28 protein-coding genes, 1 tRNA gene and 1 pseudogene are annotated in these 24,658 nt (G+C 67.4%); 15 read left to right on the forward strand and 15 right to left on the reverse strand.

The window, feature by feature from the left end:
• Positions 1-23: 23 nt before the first annotated feature.
• Entirely contained in the window at positions 24-968 is a 945-nt protein-coding gene (locus tag ACTPOE_RS14915; protein ID WP_458873029.1) for a Rossmann-like and DUF2520 domain-containing protein, read from the reverse strand.
• A gap of 136 nt (positions 969-1,104) precedes the next feature.
• Here ACTPOE_RS14915 and ACTPOE_RS14920 point away from each other — a divergent pair, with 136 nt between their 5' ends.
• The 3 genes from ACTPOE_RS14920 to ACTPOE_RS14930 all read left to right on the forward strand — a co-directional run bounded on the left by ACTPOE_RS14920 (position 1,105) and on the right by ACTPOE_RS14930 (position 2,684).
• On the forward strand, positions 1,105-1,794 hold the full coding sequence (locus ACTPOE_RS14920) for an AzlC family ABC transporter permease (protein ID WP_458873030.1): 690 nt from the start codon (positions 1,105-1,107) through the stop codon (positions 1,792-1,794).
• Complete coding sequence (locus ACTPOE_RS14925; RefSeq protein WP_458873031.1) at positions 1,791-2,111, forward strand: branched-chain amino acid transporter permease; 321 nt, start codon at positions 1,791-1,793, stop codon at positions 2,109-2,111. The genes ACTPOE_RS14920 and ACTPOE_RS14925 overlap by 4 nt, the downstream gene beginning before the upstream one ends.
• Positions 2,112-2,201: 90 nt before the next feature.
• Positions 2,202-2,684 (forward strand): YajQ family cyclic di-GMP-binding protein, encoded by a 483-nt coding sequence (locus ACTPOE_RS14930; RefSeq protein ID WP_458873032.1) that lies wholly within the window; start codon positions 2,202-2,204, stop codon positions 2,682-2,684.
• 21 nt (positions 2,685-2,705) lie between these two features.
• On the opposite strand, the gene ACTPOE_RS14935 is transcribed toward ACTPOE_RS14930, so the two are convergent.
• The 5 genes from ACTPOE_RS14935 to ACTPOE_RS14955 form a co-directional block, all read right to left on the reverse strand.
• Positions 2,706-3,440, reverse strand: coding sequence for an enoyl-CoA hydratase/isomerase family protein (locus tag ACTPOE_RS14935; protein WP_458873033.1), 735 nt, complete (start codon positions 3,438-3,440; stop codon positions 2,706-2,708).
• Between the two features lie 47 nt (positions 3,441-3,487).
• Entirely contained in the window at positions 3,488-4,813 is a 1,326-nt protein-coding gene (locus ACTPOE_RS14940) for a TRAP transporter large permease (protein ID WP_458873034.1), read from the reverse strand.
• Positions 4,806-5,306 (reverse strand): TRAP transporter small permease subunit, encoded by a 501-nt coding sequence (locus tag ACTPOE_RS14945; RefSeq protein WP_458873035.1) that lies wholly within the window; start codon positions 5,304-5,306, stop codon positions 4,806-4,808. Before ACTPOE_RS14945 ends, ACTPOE_RS14940 begins: the two co-directional genes overlap by 8 nt.
• Before the next feature lie 33 nt (positions 5,307-5,339).
• A complete protein-coding gene (gene dctP, locus ACTPOE_RS14950) occupies positions 5,340-6,326 on the reverse strand; it encodes a TRAP transporter substrate-binding protein DctP (RefSeq protein ID WP_458873037.1) in 987 nt (328 codons plus the stop codon).
• Positions 6,327-6,407: 81 nt separating this feature from the next.
• Entirely contained in the window at positions 6,408-7,628 is a 1,221-nt protein-coding gene (locus ACTPOE_RS14955; protein WP_458873038.1) for a CaiB/BaiF CoA transferase family protein, read from the reverse strand.
• 128 nt (positions 7,629-7,756) lie between these two features.
• Between ACTPOE_RS14955 and ACTPOE_RS14960 the strand changes: the two genes are divergently transcribed.
• From ACTPOE_RS14960 to ACTPOE_RS14970, 3 genes are all read left to right on the forward strand, one after another.
• Entirely contained in the window at positions 7,757-8,680 is a 924-nt protein-coding gene (locus tag ACTPOE_RS14960) for a LysR substrate-binding domain-containing protein (RefSeq protein ID WP_458873039.1), read from the forward strand.
• A gap of 94 nt (positions 8,681-8,774) precedes the next feature.
• Positions 8,775-9,146: an MbcA/ParS/Xre antitoxin family protein gene (locus tag ACTPOE_RS14965; RefSeq protein ID WP_458873040.1), complete on the forward strand. Its 372-nt coding sequence runs from the start codon at positions 8,775-8,777 to the stop codon at positions 9,144-9,146.
• A complete protein-coding gene (locus tag ACTPOE_RS14970; RefSeq protein ID WP_458873041.1) occupies positions 9,143-9,940 on the forward strand; it encodes an RES family NAD+ phosphorylase in 798 nt (265 codons plus the stop codon). The genes ACTPOE_RS14965 and ACTPOE_RS14970 overlap by 4 nt, the downstream gene beginning before the upstream one ends.
• Before the next feature lie 105 nt (positions 9,941-10,045).
• Here ACTPOE_RS14970 and ACTPOE_RS14975 read toward each other — a convergent pair whose 3' ends face one another.
• Positions 10,046-10,660 carry an FMN-dependent NADH-azoreductase gene (locus ACTPOE_RS14975; protein WP_458873042.1) on the reverse strand — a complete coding sequence of 205 codons (615 nt, stop codon included), beginning with the start codon at positions 10,658-10,660 and terminating at the stop codon, positions 10,046-10,048.
• A gap of 115 nt (positions 10,661-10,775) precedes the next feature.
• Here ACTPOE_RS14975 and ACTPOE_RS14980 point away from each other — a divergent pair, with 115 nt between their 5' ends.
• Entirely contained in the window at positions 10,776-11,807 is a 1,032-nt protein-coding gene (locus tag ACTPOE_RS14980) for a LysR family transcriptional regulator (RefSeq protein ID WP_458873043.1), read from the forward strand.
• On the opposite strand, the gene ACTPOE_RS14985 is transcribed toward ACTPOE_RS14980, so the two are convergent.
• Genes ACTPOE_RS14985 through ACTPOE_RS14995 form a run of 3 tightly spaced genes read right to left on the reverse strand, consistent with a single transcriptional unit; the run spans position 11,734 to position 15,994 of the window.
• Positions 11,734-14,397 carry an AAA family ATPase gene (locus ACTPOE_RS14985; RefSeq protein ID WP_458873044.1) on the reverse strand — a complete coding sequence of 888 codons (2,664 nt, stop codon included), beginning with the start codon at positions 14,395-14,397 and terminating at the stop codon, positions 11,734-11,736. The two genes, ACTPOE_RS14980 and ACTPOE_RS14985, sit on opposite strands and share 74 nt — an antisense overlap.
• Positions 14,394-15,518 (reverse strand): metallophosphoesterase family protein, encoded by a 1,125-nt coding sequence (locus ACTPOE_RS14990; protein WP_458873045.1) that lies wholly within the window; start codon positions 15,516-15,518, stop codon positions 14,394-14,396. The genes ACTPOE_RS14985 and ACTPOE_RS14990 overlap by 4 nt, the downstream gene beginning before the upstream one ends.
• Before the next feature lie 50 nt (positions 15,519-15,568).
• Positions 15,569-15,994: a VOC family protein gene (locus ACTPOE_RS14995; protein ID WP_043684395.1), complete on the reverse strand. Its 426-nt coding sequence runs from the start codon at positions 15,992-15,994 to the stop codon at positions 15,569-15,571.
• A 247-nt stretch (positions 15,995-16,241) separates the two neighbouring features.
• Between ACTPOE_RS14995 and ACTPOE_RS15000 the strand changes: the two genes are divergently transcribed.
• Positions 16,242-17,312 (forward strand): permease, encoded by a 1,071-nt coding sequence (locus tag ACTPOE_RS15000; RefSeq protein ID WP_458873046.1) that lies wholly within the window; start codon positions 16,242-16,244, stop codon positions 17,310-17,312.
• 46 nt (positions 17,313-17,358) lie between these two features.
• Here the strand turns inward: ACTPOE_RS15000 and ACTPOE_RS15005 are convergent.
• A pseudogene (locus ACTPOE_RS15005) lies at positions 17,359-17,556 on the reverse strand (DUF72 domain-containing protein); the annotation flags it as partial.
• Here ACTPOE_RS15005 and ACTPOE_RS15010 point away from each other — a divergent pair.
• From ACTPOE_RS15010 to ACTPOE_RS15020, 3 genes are all read left to right on the forward strand, one after another.
• Positions 17,494-17,700, forward strand: coding sequence for an autotransporter outer membrane beta-barrel domain-containing protein (locus tag ACTPOE_RS15010; RefSeq protein WP_458873527.1), 207 nt, complete (start codon positions 17,494-17,496; stop codon positions 17,698-17,700). The pseudogene ACTPOE_RS15005 and the gene ACTPOE_RS15010 sit on opposite strands and share 63 nt — an antisense overlap.
• Positions 17,701-18,246: 546 nt before the next feature.
• Positions 18,247-18,510, forward strand: coding sequence for a helix-turn-helix domain-containing protein (locus ACTPOE_RS15015; RefSeq protein ID WP_458873048.1), 264 nt, complete (start codon positions 18,247-18,249; stop codon positions 18,508-18,510).
• Positions 18,510-19,802, forward strand: coding sequence for a type II toxin-antitoxin system HipA family toxin (locus ACTPOE_RS15020; RefSeq protein ID WP_458873049.1), 1,293 nt, complete (start codon positions 18,510-18,512; stop codon positions 19,800-19,802). The genes ACTPOE_RS15015 and ACTPOE_RS15020 overlap by 1 nt, the downstream gene beginning before the upstream one ends.
• A 32-nt stretch (positions 19,803-19,834) precedes the next feature.
• Here ACTPOE_RS15020 and ACTPOE_RS15025 read toward each other — a convergent pair whose 3' ends face one another.
• The 3 genes from ACTPOE_RS15025 to ACTPOE_RS15035 form a co-directional block, all read right to left on the reverse strand.
• Positions 19,835-20,101 (reverse strand): integrase core domain-containing protein, encoded by a 267-nt coding sequence (locus ACTPOE_RS15025; RefSeq protein WP_458873050.1) that lies wholly within the window; start codon positions 20,099-20,101, stop codon positions 19,835-19,837.
• Between the two features lie 7 nt (positions 20,102-20,108).
• Positions 20,109-20,249 (reverse strand): hypothetical protein, encoded by a 141-nt coding sequence (locus ACTPOE_RS15030; RefSeq protein WP_458873051.1) that lies wholly within the window; start codon positions 20,247-20,249, stop codon positions 20,109-20,111.
• A gap of 240 nt (positions 20,250-20,489) precedes the next feature.
• A tRNA-Gly gene (locus ACTPOE_RS15035) sits at positions 20,490-20,563 on the reverse strand.
• Between the two features lie 82 nt (positions 20,564-20,645).
• On the opposite strand from ACTPOE_RS15035, the gene trmB reads away from it, so the two are divergent.
• Genes trmB through bfr form a run of 4 tightly spaced genes read left to right on the forward strand, consistent with a single transcriptional unit; the run spans position 20,646 to position 23,073 of the window.
• On the forward strand, positions 20,646-21,401 hold the full coding sequence (gene trmB / locus ACTPOE_RS15040; RefSeq protein ID WP_458873504.1) for a tRNA (guanosine(46)-N7)-methyltransferase TrmB: 756 nt from the start codon (positions 20,646-20,648) through the stop codon (positions 21,399-21,401).
• Complete coding sequence (pip, locus tag ACTPOE_RS15045; protein WP_458873505.1) at positions 21,398-22,339, forward strand: prolyl aminopeptidase; 942 nt, start codon at positions 21,398-21,400, stop codon at positions 22,337-22,339. The genes trmB and pip overlap by 4 nt, the downstream gene beginning before the upstream one ends.
• Positions 22,340-22,360: 21 nt before the next feature.
• Positions 22,361-22,561, forward strand: coding sequence for a sulfur carrier protein ThiS (thiS, locus tag ACTPOE_RS15050; protein WP_458873506.1), 201 nt, complete (start codon positions 22,361-22,363; stop codon positions 22,559-22,561).
• 47 nt (positions 22,562-22,608) lie between these two features.
• Complete coding sequence (gene bfr / locus ACTPOE_RS15055; RefSeq protein WP_458873052.1) at positions 22,609-23,073, forward strand: bacterioferritin; 465 nt, start codon at positions 22,609-22,611, stop codon at positions 23,071-23,073.
• An 85-nt stretch (positions 23,074-23,158) separates the two neighbouring features.
• Here the strand turns inward: bfr and ffh are convergent, their stop codons facing one another.
• The gene (gene ffh / locus ACTPOE_RS15060) at positions 23,159-24,574 is read right to left on the reverse strand and encodes a signal recognition particle protein (protein ID WP_458873053.1); all 1,416 of its coding nucleotides are present in this window, start codon (positions 24,572-24,574) and stop codon (positions 23,159-23,161) included.
• Between the last annotated feature and the right edge of the window lie 84 nt (positions 24,575-24,658).

Below are 24,658 nucleotides of genomic sequence, written 5' to 3' on the forward strand. Positions count from 1 at the left end.
GCGAGCCAGGCGGCCGCCACGATTCAGGGATCGGGGAGCGCGTCCAGCACCCGCTCGACACCCTCGGCGCCGGCCGCGCCCAGCCGCCCGGCCTGGCGCGCCAGGGCCACGCCCCGGCGGCACAGGCGATCGTACAGATCGCGCATGTCCGGATCGACCGCCTGCAGCGCCTGGCGGTGCAGGCTCACCGTCCCCGCGTCCCCGCGCGACACCGGGCCCGGCATGCCCGCCGCGACCCCGCTGCGCGCGAGGGACTCCACCGTGCCCCGCAAGAGCGGCAGCAGCGCGTCCAGGGCTTGCTGTTCGGTCGCCCCCCAGGACCGCCACAGGCGCACCGCCTCGGCCAACAGGACGTGGACGTGCTGGGACGCGTAGCCGCCCGACGCGTGATAGCGCACGCGCGCGCCCGGCGGCAGGCTCAGGCCGACGCAGCCCAGGCGGCGAGCCAGTTCGTGCAGCAGGGCGTCCAGCGGCGGCTCCGCCTCGACGGCCACGGTGCAGCCCGGCAGGCTGGCGAGCGCCGCCCCCGGGTCCGCGCCGAAGGCCTGCATGGGATGGAAGCCGCCGATCAGCGCGCCCGCCTCGGCGGCGGGCCGCAGCGCGGCGACGGGAGTGGCTCCGCTGCAATGCACCACCGCCTGGCCCGCGCGCCAGGGTACGACGCGCGCAATGTCGGCGATCGAGGCATCGGGCGACGTGAGAAACACCAGGTCGCAATCCCGCGCCACGGCTTCGGGATCACCGGTCCGGCAGTCCGGCAACGATTCAGCCAGGGCCCGGGCGCTGGCGTCCGAACGGCTGGCGACCCGGACGACGGGAACGCCGGCCCCCCGCAGAGCCAGGGACAGCGCCCGCGCCAGCCGACCCGCGCCGATGAAGCCGGCCCGCGGCGCCCAGGGCCCGGGTGGCGTCCACGCCGCCGGCCGCGCCGGGCACCTCGACTCGCTGGATTCCTTCGATTCGTCCATCCCTCTTCCCCATCCCGGTCCCGGCGCCCGTGGCCCGTGACCCGGCAGGCGCGGGCCACGGGCGCCGTGTGTGAAATCCCTATAATTGTAGGCTCGCGTGCCCGGCGCGCCCGCCGTCCCACCCTGCGTCCCGATCATGTCCACCGCCTCGAATCCGCTTTCGATCCCCAGCTTGACCGCGCCGGTCGCCATGGGCTATGTGCCGCTGGGCGCGGTCTTCGGCTTTCTGTTCGTGCAGGCCGGCGGCTCCGGCTGGCTGGCCCTGGCTTCCAGCTTGCTGATCTACGCCGGAGCCGCCCAGTTCATGATGGTGCCGATACTGGCCGCCGGCCTGCCGGTCGGCGCCATCGTCCTGGCGACCCTGGTGCTGAACCTGCGCCACGTGTTCTATGGCCTGTCCTTGCTGAATACCCTGCCGGCCAGCCGCTGGAGGCGCTGGTACTGCATCTTCGCCCTGACCGACGAGACCTATTCCGTCCTGACGGCGCTGCCCGCCCGGGAACGGGTGCCGCGCATGACCCTGGTCAGCGCCTTGAACCAGGGCTGGTGGGTGCTCGGCACCGCGCTAGGAGCCATGCTGGGTGCCCAGGCCCGGATCGGATTGACAGGGCTGGATTTCGTGCTGGCGGCCCTGTTCGCCGTCCTGGCCGTCGAGCAATGGCGCGCCCGGCGCGACGCCCTGCCGATCTGGATCGCGCTCGCCGCCTACGCCGCCGGCCAGGTCCTGATGCCGTCCCAGGCGCTGGCCATCGCCATCGCGCTCAGCCTGCTGGCCGCCGCCCTGCGGCCCCCCCCGGCCCGCGCCGGCCGCGGGAGCCGCCCATGACTGACACCGGCTACGTCCTGACCACCATCGCGCTGATGGCCCTCGTGACCATCCTCCTGCGCGCCCTGCCTTTCATCGCCGGCCACTGGCTGCGCCGCCACCCCATCGTCCACAAGCTCGGCGACTCGCTGCCCCTGTCGATCATGGTCCTGCTGCTGATCGACACCGCGGCCGGCCAGGCGCGTGGACACGGCGGCCTGCCCTGGCAGGAACTGGCCGCCGTGATCCTGGTGGTCCTGCTGCAATGGCGCACGCGCCAGACCCTGCTGAGCATCACGGCGGGGACCGCGCTGTACGTCGGGCTGCGGGCACTGTAGGCCTGTAGGCCGCCCGGCGGTTACGGTTACTGCGACGCCGCTCCAGCCTCTACAATCGAATATCGCCTTCTTCTTCCAGGAGCCCGCCCCATGCCCAGCTTTGACGTCGTCTCCGAAGTCGACAAGCACGAACTGACCAACGCCGTCGACCAGGCCAACCGCGAACTCGCCACCCGTTTCGACTTCAAGGGCACGGCCGCGAGCTTCGAACTGGAAGGCTACGTCGTCACCCAGGCGGCGCCCAGCGCCTTCCAGCTCAAGCAGATGACCGACATCCTGCGCGGACGCCTGTCGGCGCGCGGCATCGACGTGCGCTGCATGGAAGAGGCCGAGCCGCTGGAAAACCTGGGCGGCGCCCGCCAGAAGATCACCATCCGCCAAGGGATCGAGCAGGCCGTGTCGAAAAAGCTCATCGCCGTCGTGAAGCAGGCCAAGATCAAGGTCGAGACCCAGATCAACGGCGACAAGCTGCGCGTGTCCGGCAAAAAACGCGACGACCTGCAGCAGGCCATCGCCCTGCTGCGCAAGACGGATGTGGAGCTGCCGCTGCAGTTCCAGAACTTCCGCGACTGAGCGGGCCGCGGCGCCGGGGTCTCACGACCGCGCGGCCAGCGTCTCCAGGCGCGACGCCAGGGCCTCGGACCGCAGGGAAGCCTCGTAGTGCGCCCGCAGCGCAGCCTCGTCGTACCGGCCGGCCGCCACCCGCATCAGGTCGGCCTTCATGGTCCGCAGCACAGTCGGCTCGCAGCCGCGGATGCCTTCCAGGTAGCGGTCGACGGCCGCCGCCAGGTCCCGGCGGTCGACCGCCTCGTGCAGAAAACCGATCCGCAGCATTTCCTCGTCATGGATGGCCTGGGCCGTCAGGAACAGCTTCTTGGCCACCGCCAGCCCCAGCACCGTCACATAGCGGCGGATGCCGCCCGGATAATAATGCAGGCCGATCCGCGAAGCCGGCATCAGGAACCGGCTGCCGGTCACCCCGATCCGGAAATCGCAGCACAGGGCCAGATCGGTCGCCCCGCCGTAGACGCTGCCGTTCAGGGCGCAGAGCGTGGGCAGGGGGAACCGCTCCAGTGCGTCGAGCATGTCTTCGAAGCGGCTGTCCAGCTGGTCGCGGATCGCCCCCAGCGTATAACCGGAACTGAACGTCTTGTCCCCCGTCCCGGTCAGGACCAGCGCCCGCAGGCCTTCCCGGGCGGCGGCCTGGCGCAGATGCCCGCGGATCACGGCGCAATCGTCGGGCGCGATCCGGTTGTGCTGCGAAATCCGCCGCAGCGTCAGCACGGCGACGTCATCCCTGAATTCCAGCGAAGGTTCTCGATCCTGCATCTCGCGGCTCCTTGTCCGGACTGCGGTTCATCATCCATTATCCCGGGTCAGGCACCCGCCCCCATGAGCCGGTCCGGCAGCCAGGTCGCCAGTTCCGGAAAAACGGCAAGCACCACGATGAACGACAGCATGATCGCCACGAACGGCAGGACCCCCAGCATGATGTCGCGCAGGGCCACCTGGGGCGCGACGCCCTGGATGACGAACAGGTTCAGGCCCAGCGGCGGGTGGATCAGGCCGATTTCCAGGTTGATGGTCATGACGATGGAAAACCAGACCAGATCGATGTGGCTTTGCTGCAGAACCGGGAGGATCACCGGCATGCTCATCAGGATCACGGAGACCGGCGGCAGGAAGAAGCCGGCGACCAGCAGGAAGACGTTCAGCAACAGGATCAATTGCCAATCGCTGAGCCCCCAGCCGAACACCCATTCCGCCAGACTCTGCGTGATGTACAGGTAGGACATCATGTAGGCGTACACGGCGGCGCCGGCCACGATCATGAGGATCATGCAGGACTCGCGCACCGTGTCGCGCATCATGGGCCAGACATCGCGCATCCGGTAGGTCCGATACAGGAACACCACCAGGACCAGCGCCATGAAGGCCGCCACGGCCGCCACTTCCGAGGGCGTGGCGAAGCCGGTGTACATGAACACGGTCACGGCCACGATGATGGCCAGGAAAGGCAGCGACCGGACCGATCCCCGCAGCTTCTGCCCCAGGGTATAGGCCTCCGGCACCGATCCGCCGCCCTGGCGGAGCCGGTCGAGGCGCACGCTCGACAGCCAGGCGTACAGGGCGAACAGCACCACCAGGAGGATGCCGGGCACGACCCCCGCCAGGAACAGGCGGGCGATCGAGGTGTGCGTCACGATACCGTACACGATCAGCGTCAGCGAAGGCGGGATCAGGATGCCCAGGGTGCCGCCGGCCGCGATGGAGCCGGTCGCCAGCCGCGCGGGCACCTGGCGATCGATCATCTCGGGAATCCCGATCTTGCCGATCGCCGCGGCGGTCGCGGGACTGGAACCGCACATGGCCGCGAACAAGCCGCACCCCATGATGTTGGCGATCACCAGACCTCCGGGCACGCGCACCAGCCAGCGGTGCAGCGCCTCGTACAAGTCCTTGCCGGCCCGGGAGGCCCCGATGGTGCAGCCCAGGAGCACGAACAGCGGGATCGTCAGCAGCGCGAAGCTGGACAGCTCCCCGATGAAGATGCTCGAGACGGAGGACAGCGCCCCTGCGTCGCCAAAGACCAGCAGAAACACGATGGAGATCAGGACCAGGCCGAAGCCGATCGGGATGCCCGAGAACAGGACCAGGAACGTGGCGACGAACAGCGCGAAGCCGATCTGCAGTTCAGACATTCTTCACCTCCTGCCGGCGCGCTCCGATGGCGCGCAGGATGTCGAGGACGTACTGGAAGGCGGTCAGCAGCATGCCCACCGCCACCGTCGAATACTTGGGCCAGACGAGCGGCTGCCAGACCCCCAGCGCGCGTTCGTGGGTGACATAGGCATGGATCGTCAGTTCCAGTCCCGCGCACCCCAGGTAGAAGCACACCGCGCAGGCCAGCGCCTTGGGCAGCAGCGCCGCCCAGCGGCCGGACGTGCCGGACAGCAGGCTTTCCAGCAGATCCATCTTGACGTGCCCGCCCGTGACCAGCGTGTACGGGGATGCCAGGAAAGTCGCGCCGATCATAAGCTCGATCGCCGTTTCCAGCTCCCAGGAACTCTGCAGGCCGATTCCCCGCTTGAACACCATCCAGGTGATGATGAGGGTCGCGGCGACCAGCAGGATGGCGGCCAGTACGGCCAGGGCCAGGTTGACCCGGGCCATGCATTTTTCCAAAGTGCGCACGACGCTCTCCGGTATCCGTGGACAGGGTTCCTGTCACTTCGACAGGGCTTCGACCGACTCCAGCAGACCCTTGGCCTCCGGGCTGATGGCGGCATACTCCGGCCATGCCGTCCTATGCGCCAATTCCAGCCAGCTCTTGTACTCGTCCCGGGTCATGGCGTGGACCCGCACCCCCGCGGACTCGAACTTCTTCACGGTGTCGTGCTTGATGCGGTCCTGCTCCTTGTTGAAAGCCGGCAGCGTGGCGTCGGCGGCCTTCTCGAAGACACGCTTCTGCGCGTCGCTCAGGCCATCCCAGGCCTTGGTCGACATCACCAGGGGCTGGAACACGACGAAGATGGTGTAGTCCCCGCCCAGGGTGGCGTACTTGGTCTGCTCGTACAGGCGCATGCTCATGAAGGTTTCATAGGACGTCATCAGGCCGTCGAGCACGCCGGTCTGCATGGCGTTGTACAGCTCGGTCGACGGCATGGAAAAGACCGACGCTCCCGCCGTCTTCAGCATCGTGTCGATCGTGCGGTCGGCGCCCCGGAACTTCAGCCCCTTGACGCTGTCGGGCGTCGTGATGGGGCGGGCCGTATCGGCGATGCCGCCTTCGGTCCACCACCAGGTCAGGATATGGAACCCCTGCTTCCGGGCCACGTCCTGCAGGCGCTTTTCATAGTCCGTGCCCTTGAAGCGCATGGCGTCCCGCACGCCGCTGATCGCGCCGGGCAGGATGGTGATGGAAAATTCGGGCGCCTTCCCGACCGCGTAGATCAAGGGAAAGATGGAAAGGTCGATCGACCCGTCGGCCAGCGCATCGATCTGCTTGAGCGGGTTGCTGATCAGCGACGCGCCGGGATAGACCCGGAATTTCAAGGAAGGGTCCTGCTTCTGCACCTCCTGGATGAACAGCCGGGCGCCGGCGTCCCGCCCATCGCCCTGGGGCCACTGATGGGAAAGCTTCAAGGTCCTGGCCTGAGCCGCCGACGCGGCCAGTACGCACACCAAAGCCAGCAATAGGGTCCTGAGTTGCATGGTTGTCTCCTGTCATGATTGGGCATTCGTCCTCTGTGTGACTTCGCATGCCGGGTCCTGCGGTTGAAAACTGTTCGATTCCTACACGTCCGCGCCCTGGAAAATCACGCGATCCCTCAGCAGGCGGTCGATCTCGTCGCCCTCCACGCCGTATTGCCGCAGCACCTCGACCGTGTGCTGCCCCAGGCGCGGCGGCGGAGAGTGCACCGTGGCACCCGCAGAACTCGCGCCGGTCCCGTCCTGCATGAAGAACGGCAATCCGACCTGGCGCAATTCGCCCAGATCTGGATGCCGGACCGTCTCCACCAATTGCATCTGGCGCACCTGCTCGTCGGCGAAGACGTCCGCCAGCGTATTGATGGGGCCGGCCGGAATGCCCGCCTGGATGAACAGGGCGGTCCATTCCATGCGGCCGCGCGCCCGCAGCCGCGCATCGATCAGTTCCTTGAGCTCCAGCCGATGCCGGATACGGTCCGCGTTGAGCTTGAAGCGGGAGTCTTCCGCCAGTTCAGGGCAGCCGAGCAGTTCGCACAGCCGCAGCCACATATCCTGCGTGGCGGGCGCGAGGTTCAAAGGCCCATCGGCCGTCTGGAAGGTGCCATACGGCGCGATCACCGGATGAACGTTTCCGCAGGGCTGGGGCACTTCCCCGAGACTCAGATACCGCTGCCCCTGCACACTGAGCAGCCCCATCAGGCTGCTCAGCAGGGAACCGTGCACGTACCGGCCCAGGCCGGTCCGCTGGCGGGCCACGCAGGCTCCCAGCACCCCGATCGCCGCCCACATGCCGGAGGTCAGATCGCCAACCGCGGTGCCCACCCGCATCGGACCGGTCTCGGGCGTGCCGGAAAGACTCATGAAGCCCGAATAGCCCTGGGCGATCTGGTCGAAGCCCGCCCAATCCCGGGCGGGACCGCGATTGCCGAAACCGGAGATCGACGCATAGACCAACCCGGGATGCTCGGCCGCCAGGGTTTCATAACCCAGCCCCATTTTTTCGGCGGTGCCGACGCGGAAGTTCTCGACCACGATGTCCGAGCGCAGCGCCAGGCGCCGCAGCAGCGGCAGGCCGTCCGGATGCCGGAAATCGACGCCCACGCCTTTCTTGTTGCGATTGGCACTAAGATAATAAACGCTTATGCCATGATCGAACGGCCCCCACTGACGGATCATGTCGCCGTCCGGCGTCGGCTCGACCTTGATCACCTCGGCGCCCAGATCGGCCAGGATCATGGTGCAGAACGGCCCCGACAGGGCACGGGTCAGATCCAGTACTTTCAATCCCTTGAGAGGCAAATCCACCGCGACGTCTCCTTTCTTCGTTTTCATCGATTCTAGGAAAGGCGTCCGGCGAATTGAAATAGTATTTACTGAGCAAGCAATCGGATTTTCTTATTGGATACTGGTCGGGGCGATTCCGGAGGCGCGCCATGAATCTGCGACAACTGAACTACTTCACCCGTATCGTCGAAACCCAGAACATGACCCGCGCGGCGGAAATGCTGCACATCGCGCAGCCCGCCCTGAGCCAGCAGGTAATGCTGCTGGAAGAGGAATTGGGGGTCAAACTGCTGAATCGCACGGCCCGGGGCATGCTGGCGACGGAAGAAGGCGAGCTGCTGTACCGGCATGCCCGCACCATCCTGCGCCAGGTGGACAATACCCGGGCGCTGATTTCACGCAAGCAGGGCGTGGTCTCGGGCACGGTCTCGATCGGGATGGCGTCCAGCACCGCCAAAATGCTGGCGTTGCACCTGATCCAGCGGGTCAGGGAACGCCACCCGGCCATCGTACTGGAGATCGTGGACGTGCCCAGCGCCGACCTGACCTCCATGGTCATGCAGGGACGCGTCGACTTCGCCCTGGCGCCCGACCCCAAGAAGCCCAAGGGCATGTCCTGCGAACCGATCCTGCTCGAGGACCTCTATCTGTTCACCCACCCGGCGCTGCGCCGGACCGACGCGCCCGTCTCCCTGGAGGAGATGGCGAAATACCCGCTCGTGCTGCCCAGCCTGCCGAACACGCTCCGGGCCCGGATCGAGCATGCCTTCCTGCAGCGGCACCTGTCCTATCACCTGCTGGCGGAGGCCAGCACGTCCGCCATCCTGATTCCCGCCGTCAAGGCCGGCATCGCGGCGACCGTCCTGCCCTACTCCGCCGGCCATGAGGAAGTCCGGCAGGGCGGCATCAAGATGCATCTCCTGGCCTTCAGGCCATCCAGGGAAATCTGCCTGTGCGTGAGCGAGACGCTGCCAATGTCCGTGGCCACGCAGGAAGTGCTCAGGCTGTGCCGCGACCTGGCGGTCCGCCTGGTCGAAGAAGGCTCCTGGCAAGGCTGCCGGGTCGCCAGCTAGAACGATGGCCATTCCTGTATGGCCATTCCTGTATTGTTCATTTCACACATATAGATCATAATAAGTGCATATTGGACATCCATTGGAAACTGCCATGACCGCCCTGCCGAACACCGTGCCCGCGCCGGACGCCGTGCTGGCCAAGGCCGTCCTCCGGGCCGCCGAACAGCTCGGCCTGCGCCAGGCGGGGCTGGCGGACGTCCTGGGCATGCACCGCACCGCCGTCAGCCGGATGAAGACCGCGCAGTCGCTGGATCCCGCCTCCAAGCAGGGCGAACTGGCCCTGCTGCTGGTGCGCCTGGCGCGCGCCCTGTACGCGCTCACGGGCGGCGACGTCGAATGGATCCGGCATTTCATGCACGTCCCGAACCGCGTCACGGGCGGCGTGCCGGCCGAACAGATCGCCACGATCCAGGGGCTGATGACGGTGCTGCGCTTCGTGGACGCGATGCGGGGCAAGATTTGACCACGGGCCGCGGGGGCGCCGGCTCGAAGACCGGCGCCGAAGCCGGCGGGCTGTGGCGGGACTGCGCGGGCGAGCGCCGCATCGGCCCCATCCAGGGCCTGCTGCACCGCCTGGTCGAAAGCCAGGAGCACGTCGCCACCCTGGGATACGTGGACACGCTGGAGGAACAGGCCGTCCTGGAGGCCCTGCTCGACGAGGCCAAGCCGCCCTGGCCCGCCAGCGGTGAACGCCTGCACTACCTGCTGCGCACGCCCTTCCGCTACCCGCCTCTGCCCTGGGGATCGCGCTTCGGACGGCCCCACGAACCCGGCCTGCTCTATGGCGGCCGCGCCCTCGGGACGACACTGGCCGAATCCGCCTATTACCGCTTCGTGTTCTGGTTTTCCATGGACGCGCCCCCGGCCGGGGACGCCATCCAGAGCCAGCACACCCTGTTTTCCGTCGGCTACCGTACAGAACGCGGCCTGCGGCTGCAAGATCCGCCTTTCGACACCCATCGGGCCGCGCTGGCCGATCCCGCGCGCTACCAGGCGACCCAGACGCTCGGGACCGCCATGCGGGAAGCGGGCGTCGAGGCCTTCGAATACCGCTCGGCGCGCGACCCCGCGCAAGGCCTGTGCATCGGCCTGTTCACGCCGCGGGCGCTGGCTGGAAAATCCCCCCGGGACATGCGCCCCTGGCTATGCCAGCTGAGCGCCCGCGAAGTCGCGTTCAAGCCGGTCGGCGATCGCGCCGTCCACACCTACCCGCTCGACGCGTTCCTGGTGGATGGCCGGCTGCCCATGCCGGCGTGAGATCGTCACGGGCCCGCCTGCGGGATCGCAGGGCGGGAAGCCGAAGACAGTGCTCTTACACGGCAGAGCGAACCAGCGACATGATCCGACCCAAGCGAGCCCGGATCACGCGGCCAGGGCCAGGATGTCTTCCTGCGCCTGGGCCAGGCCGCGCTCGCGGCTTTCGGGCCCCATGTCCATGCCTTCGGCGCGCACGACGCGGATGTCGGTCACGCCCATGAAGCCGAAGATCGTCTTCAGGTAGCTTTCCTGGTGCTCCATGGCGTTGCCGGCGTCGCTGGTCGAATACACGCCGCCGCGGCTGAGCGCCAGGACCACGGTCTTGCCGCCGAGCAGGCCGACCGGACCGGTCTCGGTGTACTTGAAGGTGCGACCCGCCTGGGCCACGCGGTCCAGCCAGGCCTTCAGCTGGGCCGGAACGGTGAAGTTGTACAGCGGCGAGCCGATCACCACGACATCGGCCGCAATCAGCTGGGTGACCATTGCCTCGGACACCGCGTTCTCGCGCCGCTGGATGTCGGTCAGCGCCTCGGCCGACGGCGGCAGCCGGAAGCCCAGCGCATCCAGCGACAGAGGGGCGGGCGCCTGCAGGGCCAGATCCAGATATTCCACTTCCAGGCTGGGGTTCGCGGCCTTTTGCTGCTCGACGATCTTGCGCGTCAGGCCGCGCGTGACGGAGTTCTGGCCGGAGATGCTGGAATCGATGTGCAGCAGTTTCATGATGAGTCCCGTTCGGATGACAGAGTTGCGAAGAACGTCATTTTCCATTAGGCACCAGAAATTGATAAGATCTGGATTAATGTATAGATTGTTCTATTTTTGATGTGAATAGATCATGCATGACCTCAACGACATGCGCTATTTCGCCGAAGTCGTGGACCATGGCAGCTTCGCGGGTGCGGCCCGGACGCTGGACCTGCCGACCTCGAGGCTGTCCCGGCGGATCGCCCGGCTCGAGGCCGAACTGGGCGTGCGGCTCCTGCACCGCACCACCCGCAAGCTTTCCCTGACGGCGGCCGGCGAACAATACCACCGCCATTGCGTCGCCGTGCGCGACCAGGCGGACCAGGCCCAGGCGGAACTCGCCCGGATTCTGGCCGAGCCGCGCGGCCCCCTGCGCGTGTCCTGTCCCGTGACCCTGGCCCAGAGCACCATCGGCCCTCTGATCCCCGGTTATCTGGCGCGCCACCCCAAGGTGCGTCTCGAAGTACAGGTCAGCAACCGCGTCGTCGACCTGGCCGAGGAAGGCGTGGACATCGCCCTGCGAGTCCGCCCGACCCTGGACGACAGCGGCAGCGCGATCATCAAACGGCTCGGTCTGAGCCAGGGCCTGCTGGTCGCCAGCCCGGAACTGCTGCGGCGCCACGGCTGGCCAGCGCAACCCGCCGACCTGGAACGCTTCGACGCGGTCGGCATGTCGGCGACGGGCGGCAAAGTGCGCCTGCGCCTGCTCGGCCCGCAGGGCGCGCGGCACGAAGCCGCCTGCCGCCCCGTCTGTGTCGTCGACGATCTGATGACACTGCGCTTCGCCATCCTGGGCGGGGTGGGCGTCGGCATGCTGCCCGACTACATGTGCCACGAGGACATTGCCGAAGGCCGGCTGGAGCGCATCCTGCCCGACTGGTCGCTGGCCTCCGGCATCGTGCACGCAGCCTATCTGTCACGGCGCGGCATGTCGCCGGCGCTGAGGTCCTTCCTGGACTACCTGGGCGAAAAGCTGATGCAGGATCCGGAGGGCGGCCCGATCGGGATTTCCCCGCTGAGAAACGCGGACGAGCCGGCCGCGGCGACGCCTACGCCGTCTCCAGCGCCCCCATCTCCACCACCCGCGCGCCCAGGTCGCGCCAACGATCGGGGTGGCAGGTGAACAACAGGATCTGGTGGCGCTGCGCGGCGTCGAACAGGATGCGCTTCATGCCGTCCAGGCGCGCATGATCGCTGTGCACCAGGGCGTCGTCCAGGATGATCAGGGTGGGCCGGCCCGCCTCCCGCAGCAGGTCGGCGTAGGCCAGGCGGGTGATCAGGCCCATCTGCTCGCGCGCGCCGAAACTCAGCGCTTCGACCGCCTCGCCGGACGAACCGCCCGCGCCCGGACGGACCAGCCGCTCGGGCAGCAGTTCCTCGTCCACGTCCAGCCGCGCCTGCGGGAACAGCAGCCCCAGATAATGATTCAGATGGCGCTGCAGAGGCGCCTGGATGCGGCGGGTCAGCGCCTGCCGGCCGGCCCGCAATAAATCCAGCAGCAGGTCCAGGGCCTCGGCCCGACGCTTCAGCTCGTCGCGGCGCCGGGCGATGAATTCCGCTTCCCGGCCCAGGTCGGCGCGCTGCTCCTCCAAGCCGTGGGCACCCAGGGCCTCGAGGCCGCTCTGCACCCGGATGGCTTCCTCGCGACGTGCATCGGCCGCCTGTTCCAGCGTCTCGGCCGTGCGCGAGAACCGCTGCGCGTCCTGCTCCAGGATCTCCGGGCGCGCCTCGGCGATCCGCGCGTCCAGCGCGTCCAGGGATTGCCGCAGGGCCGTTTCCCGCGCCTGGAGCTCCACCAGACGGGCCACCAGTTCCTGTTCCTGCCGCCGGCGGTCCGGCGCCTGGAGCGCGTCCCGGAGCCGCCGCCATTCGGCCTCGGCCGTGTGGCCGGCCTGCGCCGCCAGGCCCAGCGCCTGCTCGTGCCGCACGGCCTGCCGCTCGGCGGCTTGCAGCGCTTCGCGCGCGGACTCCAGCCCGCGCTCGGCTCCGGCCTCGTCGACGGTCCCGGCGGCGCCGGTCCCGGCATCCGTCCCGGGTTCGTCCTCCGGCAGAGCCGCCAGCGCCTCGGATACGGCCCGGCGGCGCCGCTCGGCCAGGGCCAGGCGGCCGGCCAGGGCTTCCGCCCCCTGAGGCGCCAGGCCGGCCAGTCGGGATTCATCCAGGCGGATCTCGTCCCCGAGCGCCCGTGCCCGTTCCAGCCGGTCCTCGGCCTGGCCCAGGTCCGCCACCTCCATGCCGGCCAGCAGCGCATCGAACCGGTCCTGGGCCTCCTGGCGGCGGCGGGCCAGGTCGGCCACGTCCTCGCCCCCGGGACGGATGCGCAGCCGGCCGACGCCCGGGATGTCCAGTTCGACGGGTTCCAGCAGCAGCCGCTCGCCCCGGGCGGACAGGGTCTCGTCCCCCGCCTGGATCCGCTGCCGCGGCAAGAGGTCGTAGGCCAGGCGGGTGGCCGCGGATTGGCGGACGGCGTCGAGTTCGGCCAGCGTCCGGTCCAGAGACCGCGCCCGCTTCAGCGCCGCCTCGTCCAGCCGGATGCCCTGCAAGCGCTCGCGCAGGGACAGCAGCCGCGCCTGCACGGCCCGCGCCTGATCCAGGTCGTCGGCCAGCCGTTTCCGCTCCGGCGCAAGCCGGTCCAGTTCGCCGGCCAGATCGGCCCGCCTGGCTCGTCGGCGAACCGTCGTCAGGCGAGACTCGGCCATGCCATACTCGGCGCGCGCCCGCTCGACCAGCGCATCGATCCGGGGCTGGTCCGCCCGCAGTTCAGCCATCCGCCGTCCGGTCAGGTCCCTGTCCCGGGCCCGCTGCTCCAGTTCCTGATGCTGGCGGGCATGGGCCGTCTGCTGGTCGAGGCCGTGCTGTCGGCTGGCGACGCAATGCTCCAGGGCCTGCCTCTCATGTTCCCGTGCCTGGAGCCAATCCTGGACCTCGGTCAGCTTCGCCTGGGCCTCGGCGGCCTGGCGGCGGTAGACTTCCCAGGGCCGGCCGGCGTCCTCGGCCCGCAAGCGGCGCAGTTCGGCCAGCCGATCCACCTGCTGGCGATAGGAGGCGATGTCCCGGTCGAGCGCCTCGAGGCGCGCCCCGGCGTCCTCGCACCGCCGCAACGTCTCCGCGTATTCCCCGGTGGGGCGCCCGGTGGACGTCAGCATCTTCGCCCGTTCGACCTCGACCCGGGCGATCAGCGCATCCCCCGCGCTGCTGGCGAGATCCCCCAGACTCTCGCCCAGGGCGGATTTCAGATAGTGGCCCGCATGCGCCACCGGTTCGCGCAACTCCTGGCCCTCGCCCTGTTCGATCCACAGCAGGCCGGGCACGCCCCAATGCTGGGCCTTGCTGGCGCCCTTGCCGGGGAACTGATAGCCCAGCAGTTCCGCCAGCTTTTCCTCGGCCTCGTCGCCGTTGAAGCGCCGGGCGCCGATCTCCAGGTCGCAGCGTTTTTGCTTGAGGAAGCGCTTGTTCAGTGTCCAGCGCTCTCCCCGCCACTCGAATTCCAGTGCGATGGCGGGCGCGGCGGAAGTATCGCCCCAGGGCTGCAAATCTTCCGCGGCACTGGACTTGAAGCGCTCGAAGAAGGCCGCGCGGATCGCCCGCACCAGCGTGCTCTTGCCGGATTCGTTGGGGCCGGCGAACAGATTGATGCCGGGCGCCAGGTCGCGGATTTCCACCGGTTCGCGGAAGCGCCGGAGCTGTTCGACGCGCAAGCGCAAGAGTCTCATCGCCCCTCTCCCGCGTCGTCGCTCAGCAGACCGGTCAGGATCGCCAGCGCCTCGCGCGCGGTGTCCGCGTCATCGGCGGCGGCATCCTGCCGCTGGCGCAACTGCGCGATCACCTCGCCCACATAGCCATCGGCCCGCAGGGCGGCCATGTCCTCGTCGGTGGGTTCCAGCCGCAGGCCCGCCCGGTGGATCCGCAGGCTGCGGCAGCGCCCCTGGACCACGGACAAGGCCTGATCCAGGCGCCGCTCGCCCGCCAGGTCGATGGCCCCGGACAGCGTCAGATCCAGCACAGTCTCGGGCGGCAGGCCGTCCAGGCGCGCGACGAGCCTGTCCAGATCGGATGCGACCAACAGGGCCTCGTCCCAGGCCAGCCAGCGGTACTGGCCGATTTCCAGGGGTTCCACCAACGGCGTCCGGCCTGGGCCCGGCACGTCCACCCGAACGATCCGGCCCGAGCCATTGTCGCGGAAGCGTTCCGGCTCCGGCGTGCCGCTGTACACGGTGCGCTCGTCGACCTGCTTGAAACCGTGCCAATCGCCCAGCGCCAGATAATCCAGCCGTGCGCGCCGCGCCCGGTCGGCGGCGACCGGATTGGGGGAATCGATCTCCTCGGCCAGGAGGCCCTGGACGCTGCCATGCGCCAGGCCGATGCGCGCCAGGCCCTCGGGCGTTTCCGCCGCGTCGAACCACGCGGTCAGATCGTCGTGCGTCTGCCGCTGGGTCAGGGGCGCCGCCAGCACCGCGAAGCCCAGGTCGGGAAATGCGCGCACGCCCGGCTCCAGCAGCAGATGCGCGTGGGGTGGCACCGCGCCCAGCCGCTGCGCGCGGGTCCAGACGCTTTCCGCCAGGGCGGCGTCGTGATTGCCGGGGATCAGGATCCAGGGGCCTTCATAGCCCCGCAGCGCGTTGAACAGGCGCCGGATGGTGCGGTCCGACACCGCCTGGGCATCGAACACGTCGCCCGCCACCAGGACGGCGTCGACCCGATCGCGCGCGGCCAGCGCGGCGATGCGTTCGACCGCGGCAAAGCGGGCCTCGGCCAGGATCGTGGCGTCCTCGGGGGCGAAGCGGCCGTACTGGCGGCCGATCTGCCAATCGGCGGTGTGCAGGAATCTGGGCATGGCCGGGATATTGACACCGACCCCGGCCCGGAGTCAAAGTCGATGGACGCCTATTTGGCGAACAGTTGGCCCAGGTCCTTGAACGCCTTGAATTCCAGAGCGTTGCCACAGGGATCGAGCAGGAACATGGTGGCCTGTTCGCCCACCTGGCCCTTGAAGCGGACGTAGGGCTCGATGACGAACTTCGTGCCGAAGGACTTCAAGCGTTCGGCCAGGGCTTCCCACTGGTCCCATTCCAGGACGATGCCGAAATGCGGCACCGGCACGTCATGCCCGTCCACCGGATTGGTGTGGGCGTGCTCCTGCGATGCCGTCCGGGGATGCTCGTGGATCACCAACTGGTGGCCGTAGAAGTTGAAGTCCACCCACTGCGCGCTGGAGCGGCCTTCCTCCAGGCCAAAGACTTCACCATAGAAGCGGCGGGCGGCGGGCAGGTCATAGACGGGAATGGCCAGATGAAAAGGGGACAGGCTCATGGACGGCTCCAGGGACGAAGGGATGCGGCTTGAAAGATTGCGGTTTGAAAGATTGTAGAAGCGGATCCGGGAATACACCATGAGGGGCCCCGTCCGGCCGATTCCCCGCGCGAGCGCGCCGGGCCGGACGCGGCGGCGCGCCGACGGCGGCCGGTGGTTTATGATTCCCGCTTCGCACCGCCCCGGCCGTTCCCATGCTCCGCCCTTTCCCGCTGCCCGCCCGCCGTCTCCCCTCGCGGAGGCCGCGTTGAGCCCATCCTCTCCCGCCCGCCATCCCGCCTGGGGCATCGCCCTGGTCGCGCTGATCGCCCTGGCCGGCCTGTTCTACGTCAAATGGGCCCCCTATTACGACCGCGCCTTCACGGCCGCCCAGACGCATTCCATCGGCGCCTCCATCCTGACGGGGGGGCAGGATGCCCCGCCCGCGCCTTCCCTGCACGCCGCGCTCGACTACGCCAAGACCTATGGTCTGGCCATCTGGAAGGCCCTGCTGCTGGGGCTGCTGCTGGGTTCCGCCATCCAGACGCTGCTGCCGCCTCGCTGGATCGAACGCTGGCTGGGCCGGCCGGGCGCCGGCGGCGTCGTGACGGGCGGCCTGCTGTCCATCCCCAGCATGATGTGCACCTGCTGCGCCGCCCCCGTGATCGCCGGGTTGCGTCACTGCCGCGCCGCGCCGGGCAACACGGCCGCCTACTGGCTGGGCAACACCATGCTCAACCCGGCCACCCTGGTCTTCATGGGTTTCGTCCTGGGCTGGCACTGGGCCGGACTGCGCCTCGCGCTGGGCCTGACGATGGTGCTGGGCCTGGGCTGGGCCTTGAACCGCATGAGCCAGGCGGACTGCGCGCCGGCCGGTGATTCCGCGACCGCCGCTTTTGAAACCGACCCCGCGTACTTCCAGCCGGGCCGGGTCCTGCGGCGCTGGGTCCGGGCCTTCGCCGGCATGGCGCTGCGGCTGCTGCCCGAATACCTGATCCTGGTGCTGCTGCTGGGCGCCGCCCGCGCCTGGCTGTTCCCCGTGCTGGACTTCAGCATCGACAACGGCCTGCTGTGGATCGTGGGCGCCGCGCTGGTCGGCACCCTGTTCGTCATCCCGACCGCGGGCGAAGTACCCATCGTCCAGGCCCTGCTGGCGCTGGGCGTGGGCGTGGGGCCGGCGGCCGCACTGCTCGTGACCCTGCCGCCGGTCAGCCTGCCGTCCCTGGCCATGGTCGGCCGGTCGTTCCGACGGTCCGAACTGGCCGTCCTGGCGCTGGGCGTCGCGGGGCTGGGCGTACTCGCCGGCGGGCTGGCGGTCATGCTGGGATTCGGCGGGTAGGGCCGGGCCGCGAACGTGAGGACCGGCGCCGAAAGACTGGCAGCCCCTACCCCGCGACGGCCTGGGCGAGCCTCCGGATGGACAGCGGCGCACAGCCCTCGGCATCGTTGCTGACGGTCACATAAGCTGGCTGGCCGGCGCCCGTAATGCCGCGAATGGCGCGCGCCAGCTCGGCGCGGGTGTGGAGGTCTTCGCTGACCAGCGCATCGAATGGCGCATGCTTCTTCTGCGCGTCGGCATAGCCATCGCGCGCAACGCGGCGCTGATCGAGGCCGGCCTGGACTATGTCGCGAAGTCCAATACCACGCTGAGCCTCTCCTATGGCGGGCAATTCGGCTCCGGCGTCGCCGATCATGCCATCAAGGCCAGTCTCAACGTCAGGTTTTGATGCCTCACGCATCGATCCACGACGAATTCCAGCCAGATACATCTGGAATCTGGACTGCGAGCCGGATCATGGAAAAGGCCCGGACGCCAGTCCGGGCCTCGCTGGAATTCCGGAGCGGGCGATGGGAACAAAACCAAGCATCCAACCCATTGATTTATAAAAGGGTTTTCGGGATAGAAAACCCGCTTTGGGCCACAAAATGTACCTCTTCACAGCACTTGGTGGTGAGTTGCGACCGTGCTTGATCCTGTCCTGATCCATCCCAGATGAGATTAGTCAGCGAACTGAGCGGGGCGAGCAGGCACGGGAGCTTGCTCAGGAGAGCGCCCGGGCAACAGACGAGTTCTTATTGTTCCCATGAGGGCTTTTTTGCAAGAATAGTGCTCCCTTTAGAGTTCTTATTTATTGGCTCTGGTTTCCTCGGTATAATGTCTCTCCTGAAGATCCAAAGGGCTTGTTAGAGTCCTGTAAGGAGTGCTTATGTCGGAAACTCCTGCCCCTATACCTGTCGAGCGAGCCATTCAGAAGCTTGGCAGCGACATATCCTTGGCGCGTCGGCGTCGCCACATCTCCCAGGCCTCGCTGGCCGAGCGCATGGGCGCGTCCCTGTCCACCGTGCGCCGCATGGAAAAGGGCGATGTGCGCATCCCCATTCATTTCTTTGCGCGTGCACTGCACGTCTTCGGCGAGATCCAGGCGCTGGAACATCTGCTGGACACGCCCAACGACGAAATTGGTCTTGCACTGATGGACGAACGCCTGCCCAAGCGTGTGCGCAGCAAGTCCGTCAGTGCATCGGGTGCCCTGTGATGGCAATCGTTGCCCCCAGCCGCCAGCAGGTTCAGGTCTGTATCGGAAAGGCGGGCCTGCCGCTGGGCTCGCTCGTGTACATGAAGCAAGGCCGGCGCGAGCACTGTGCATTTGCCTATGACGAGATTTGGCTGAACAGCCCGGCGCGCTTCAACGTGTCGGCCGATCTGCAACTGGTGCCGGGCTACCAGCCGCACAAGGCTGCATCAGTGCACGACTCCGTGTTCCATGGCGCGATTGCCGACACCGCACCCGATGCCTGGGGGCGGCGCGTCATCGCCCGCGACCATGCCAAACGCCGCAAGGATGATCCACGGCTGCCGGCCCTCACGGAGTTGGATTACTTGCTGGCGGTGGACGATTTCAGCCGAGTGGGCGCGCTGCGTTTGCGCGATCCGGACGGCAATTGGCATCGAACCGTTTCTCAGGGACAGCGCAGTACGCCGCCGCTGATCGAACTGGAACGCATCTACCAGGCCAGCCGCGCCGTCGAGCGCGGCCAGGAAACGGCCGAGGACCTGCGCTACCTGCAAGGCAAAGGCACTTCGCTGGGCGGCATGCGGCCCAAATGCACCCTGGTGGATGAGGATGGCCGGCTGGCCATCGGCAAGTTCCCGAGCGTGAACGATGCGCGCAGCGTGACACGCGGTGAAGTACTGGCATTGAAACTGGCGGCACTTGCAGGCGTCGAGACTGCGCCAGCGCGCATCGTCTTGCTCGGCGATGAGCCTGTCGCTGTCATCCGCAGGTTCGACCGCGACGAATCGGATGGCCGCATCCCCTACCAGTCGGCGGCCTCGATGCTGCAGGCCTCGCGTGAGGACGATCGCAGCTACACGGAGATCGCGGATGCTATCCGCTCTCACGGCCATGCGCCCACCGAGGATGTGCGGCAGCTCTGGCGCCGCCTGGTGCTGAACCTGTTGATCACCAACGTGGACGATCACCTTCAGAACCATGGGTTCTTGCACGTGGAGCACGGCTTGTGGCGACTGGCGCCAGCGTTCGACATCAACCCGTTTCCCGACAAGGATCGGGAATCCAAGACCTGGCTATCCGAGCAGGATGGTCCCATCACCGATGTGCGGATGTTGCTGGCACGTGCGCCTTACTTCGCGCTCGACAAGGCGCAGGCATTGGCTGTGCTGGGCGAGGTGCACGCTGCGGTAGCGAACTGGCGCAGGGTGGCATTGAGCGCAGAGGTTGGGCTGCGTACGGCTGATCTGGACGATTTCGCTACAGCCTTCGAGCACGAGCAAATGGAGGCTGTTACCGTGTTGCTTGGGCTGTAGGGCATGTAATGACCCAGCGCTTCCTGCTCAGTTCACGCGGCTAACGCGAATGCTTCAGCCGGGGTTTTCATGGCCAACGCCTGGTGTGGGCGCTGGTGGTTATAAAAGCGGATCCAGTCGCCGATCACACGGCTGGCATGCTGGATGGATTCGAAGCGGTGCCGATGGGCACATTGCTCTTTAAGCGTCCTGATGACGCGTTGCACCATGCCATTTTGCTGTGGGCAATGCGGCGTGATGAACTCCTGACGCAGGCCGTAGCTGCGCACCAACGCCGTGTAGCTGCGACTGGTGAACACCAACCCGTTATCCGATCGCAGCAATCTTGTTCATCCCCAGCAGGTGCGCCACTGTCCGGTAGCCAAAGGAAGGAGATTCTTCAATCATGGCCTTGATGGGTTCGGCAAGCTTCGGATACCGTAGTCGAGCTTTGAGGTCTGTCAGCATGAGCCCAACTCCTGCGAAGCGAGTTGGATGCATGTTCCCCAGGGGGTGGCAGCTCCTCCGGCAACAATGCGGAGTTGGGAACCACCGCATTGCCGATGTACCACTCAATGTACCGTTTCGATGCGGCTGTGAGTGGATTTCGCTGGATGTCGGCGGACTGAGGTTGGCTGAAAATCCTCAATCCCGACAATGACTTAAGACGCTCCGTGGACCTCGGTGGAAGGCTCTGGAAAGTCGAAGTGGAGCGGGTGATGGGAATCGAACCCACGCTTGAGGCTTGGGAAGCCGCCGTTCTACCATTGAACTACACCCGCATCGAGGAAGGTCGATGACAGCAGGGATTCATTGGTAAAATCGAGGTTCACCGAGTCCCTTGCAGCCCGATATTTTAACAGCATTTTGAACCTGCCCAAATCCCCCCCGCCCGTCGTGACGGCCCAGACGCCGTCGGGCAGCACGCACATCCGCAGCTTCGTCCACCGCCGCGCCCACATCACCCCCAGCCAGGAACAAGCGATCGCGGAGTGGCTGCCGCGCTGGTCGATCCGCTACCAGGACGCTCCCATCGACCTGGCGGCGGCCTTTGGCCGCCAGGCGCCGGTGATCCTGGAGATCGGCTTCGGCATGGGCGAGACCACCCAGAAGATCGCCCAGGCCCGGCCCGGCGACAATTTCCTGGGGGTGGAGGTCTTCAACGCCGGCGTGGGCGCGCTGCTCAAGCGCATCCACGAAAACGCGCTGGACAACATCCGCATCGTCCAGCACGATGCGGTCGAGGTGCTGCGCGACATGATCGCGCCGGATTCGCTGGCCGGCGTGCACATCTATTTCCCCGATCCCTGGCCAAAAAAACGCCACCACAAGCGCCGCCTGATCCAGCCCGCGTTCATCGAACTGCTGGCCAGCCGCATGGCGCCGGGCGCCTATCTGCACTGCGCCACGGACTGGGAACACTACGCCCTGCAGATGCTGGAGGTCCTGTCGGCGGCGCCATCCCTGCAAAACACCTGCGCGGACTACGCGCCGCGCCCCGATTACCGTCCGCTGACGAAATTCGAGAACCGCGGCCTGCGTCTGGGCCACGGGGTCTGGGACCTGATCTTCACGCGGCGCTCACCGGCGGACGCCGCCCCCGCACCGGAGGCCACCTGATGTACCCCGAGATCGAACCCTACGCGCAAGGCTTCATGGACGCCGGCCACGGCCACCGCGTCTACTGGGAACTGTGCGGCAACCCCCAGGGGCGGCCGGTGGTGTTCCTGCACGGCGGGCCGGGCGCGGGCTGCTCGCCCGCCCATCGCCGCCTGTTCGACCCCGAGCGCTACAACATCCTGCTGTTCGACCAACGCGGCTGCGGCCGCTCCACGCCGTCGGCCAACATCGAGCACAACACGACCTGGGATCTGGTCGCCGACATCGAACGCCTGCGCACCGAGATCCTGCACGCCGAACAGATGGTGGTGTTCGGCGGCTCCTGGGGCTCGACCCTGGCGCTGGCCTATGCCGAGACCCACCCGGAACGCGTGCGCGCCCTGATCGTGCGCGGCATCTTCCTGCTGCGCCAGGCGGAACTGCGCTGGTTCTACCAGGAAGGCGCGTCCTGGCTGTTCCCAGACCTGTGGGAGAGCTACCTGGCCCCGATCCCCGAGGCCGAGCGCGACGACCTGATGGCCGCCTACCGCCGCCGCCTGACAGGCGACGATCTCCAGGCGCAACTGCAGGCGGCGCACGCCTGGACCCAGTGGGAAAGCCATACCATCAGCCTGCTGCCCAATCCAGCGCACCATCGCGCGCACGCGGCCGACCAGGCGGCACTGGCCTTCGCCCGCATCGAGAACCACTATTTCGTGAACCGGGGCTTCATGGAAGAAGGCCAGCTGCTGCGCGACGCGCACAAGCTGGCCAACATCCCCGGCGTGATCGTGCAAGGCCGCTACGACGCCTGCACGCCGATGAAATCGGCCTGGGACCTGCACCTCGCCTGGTCCCGGGCGGAATTCCACATCGTCCCGGACGCCGGCCACGCCTTCGACGAACCCGGCATCCTGACGCAGCTGCTGGCCGCCACCGGCCGCTACGCCGGCGATTGAGGAGAGAACGACGCCATGAGCCTGAACATCCTGCTGAACGGCGCCGAAACCGCCCTGGACGACGTGCGCACCATCCACGACCTGGTGGTCCGCCTGGGCTACGAGGGCAAGCGCATCGCCGTGGAACACAACGGCGACATCGTGCCCCGCAGCCAGCACGCCCAGGCCCCGCTGGCCGAAGGCGACCGCATCGAAATCGTGGTGGCTGTGGGGGGCGGGTGACATCGTGGCATACTTGCACAGGTATCCGAACTTCCGAGAGTAAAGCCATGCAAGGTCACCCCGAAGTCATCGCCTATCTCACGAAACAGCTGCGCGGCGAACTCGCGGCGCGCGACCAGTATTTCCTGCATTCGCGCCGCTACCAGGACATGGGCCTGACCAAGCTCCACGCCCGCAGCGATCATGAAATGCAGGAGGAAACCCAGCACGCCGATGCGCTGCTGCAACGCCTGCTGATGCTCGAAGCCGAGCCCGACATGCGCCCCGACGCCTTCACGCCAGGCACGGACGTACCCGGCATGCTGCGCGCCGACCTGGAACTGGAATACGAAGTACGCGCATCCCTGCGCGAGGGCATTTCGATCTGCGAGACCCACGGTGACTACGTCACCCGCGACCTGCTGCTGACGCAATTGCAGGACACCGAGGCCGATCACGCCTATTGGCTGGAAAAGCAGCTGGGCCTGATCGAGAAGATCGGCCTGCAGAACTACCAGCAATCGCAGACCTGACCCGCACGGTCCGTCCGGACACGAACCGGATCGAACACGGTCTGATCCATCAGGCTCGTGTTCGATCGATTCAATCAGGCAGGAATCAGCGGAAGCCGCCCCGGCCGAATCCGCCCAGGCCCTTCAGGCCGCCCATGGCGCGCATCATCTTCGCCATGCCGCCTTTTTTCATCTGCTTCATCATGCCCTGCATCTGCTCGAACTGCTTGAGCAGGCGGTTGACCTCCTGGACCGGAACGCCCGAGCCCGTGGCGATGCGGCGCTTGCGCGAGGCCTTGATCAGTTCGGGCCTGGCGCGTTCCAGCGGCGTCATGGAATTCAGGATGCCTTCGGTGCGGGCGAGCTGTTTTTCCGCCTGGCCGCCCTGCACCTGGGCAGCCGCCTGGGCGAACTGCGCCGGCAGCTTTTCCAGCAGCGAGCCCATGTCACCCAGTTTCTTCACCTGCTGCAGCTGGTCGCGGAAATCGTTCAGGTCGAAGCGGTCGCCGGACTTCATTCGCGCGGCGAGCTTCTGCGCCTCGGCGATGTCGATGTTCTTCTGGGCCTGCTCGACCAGCGACACGATGTCGCCCATGCCCAGGATGCGCTGGGCCATGCGTTCCGGATGGAAGGGCTCCAGCCCGTCCAGTTTTTCCGACACCCCGACGAACTTCAGCGGCTTGCCCGTGACCTGGCGCACCGACAACGCCGCGCCGCCGCGCGCGTCGCCGTCCAGCTTGGTCATCACCACGCCGGTCAGCGGCAGCGCATCGGAGAAGGCGCGCGCCACGTTGACCGCGTCCTGGCCCTGCATGGCGTCCACCACGAACAGCGTCTCGATCGGCGAGAGCAGCTCATGCAGGGCGCGGATCTCGTCCATCATCGCCTGGTCGATGCCCAGGCGGCCGGCCGTGTCGACGATCAGCACATCGTAGTGGTGACGCTTGGCATGGTCCAGGGCATCGCGGGCGATGTCCCGCGGCTCCTGCGTCGGCTCCGTGGGCAGGAAATCGACCCCCACCTGGGCGGCCACGGTCTTCAACTGGTCGATGGCGGCCGGACGATAGACGTCGGCGCTGACCACCAGAACTTTCTTGCGGCCGGTCTTGCGGCCGTACTGGACATGGTTGCCCTCGGACAGCCACTTGGCCAGTTTGCCGACGGTGGTGGTCTTGCCCGCGCCTTGCAGGCCGGCCATCAGGATCACGGCCGGCGGCTGGACCGCCAACGACAGTTCGCCCGCCGCGGCGCCCAGATCCCCCCCCATCAGGGCAGTCAGTTCCTTGTGCACCACCCCGACCAGCGCCTGACCCGGGTTGAGGCTGCCGACGACCTCCTGCCCCAGGGCGGCTTCCTTCACCCGCGCCACGAAATCGCGCACCACCGGCAGCGCCACGTCGGCCTCCAGCAGGGCCATGCGGACCTCGCGTAGCATCTCCTGGGTGTTGGCCTCGGTCAGGCGGGCCTCGCCGCGCATGGTCTTGACGACGCGCGACAAGCGGGATGTCAGGTTATCGAGCATGATGCCGTATCCGTAAAACTGGTTGATCCGTCGGCCAGCGCATAAAATGGATGCTTTTGGGGGCGCGGCCTTGCGCGCCGGACA

This window comes from Castellaniella sp. WN, from assembly GCF_054457555.1.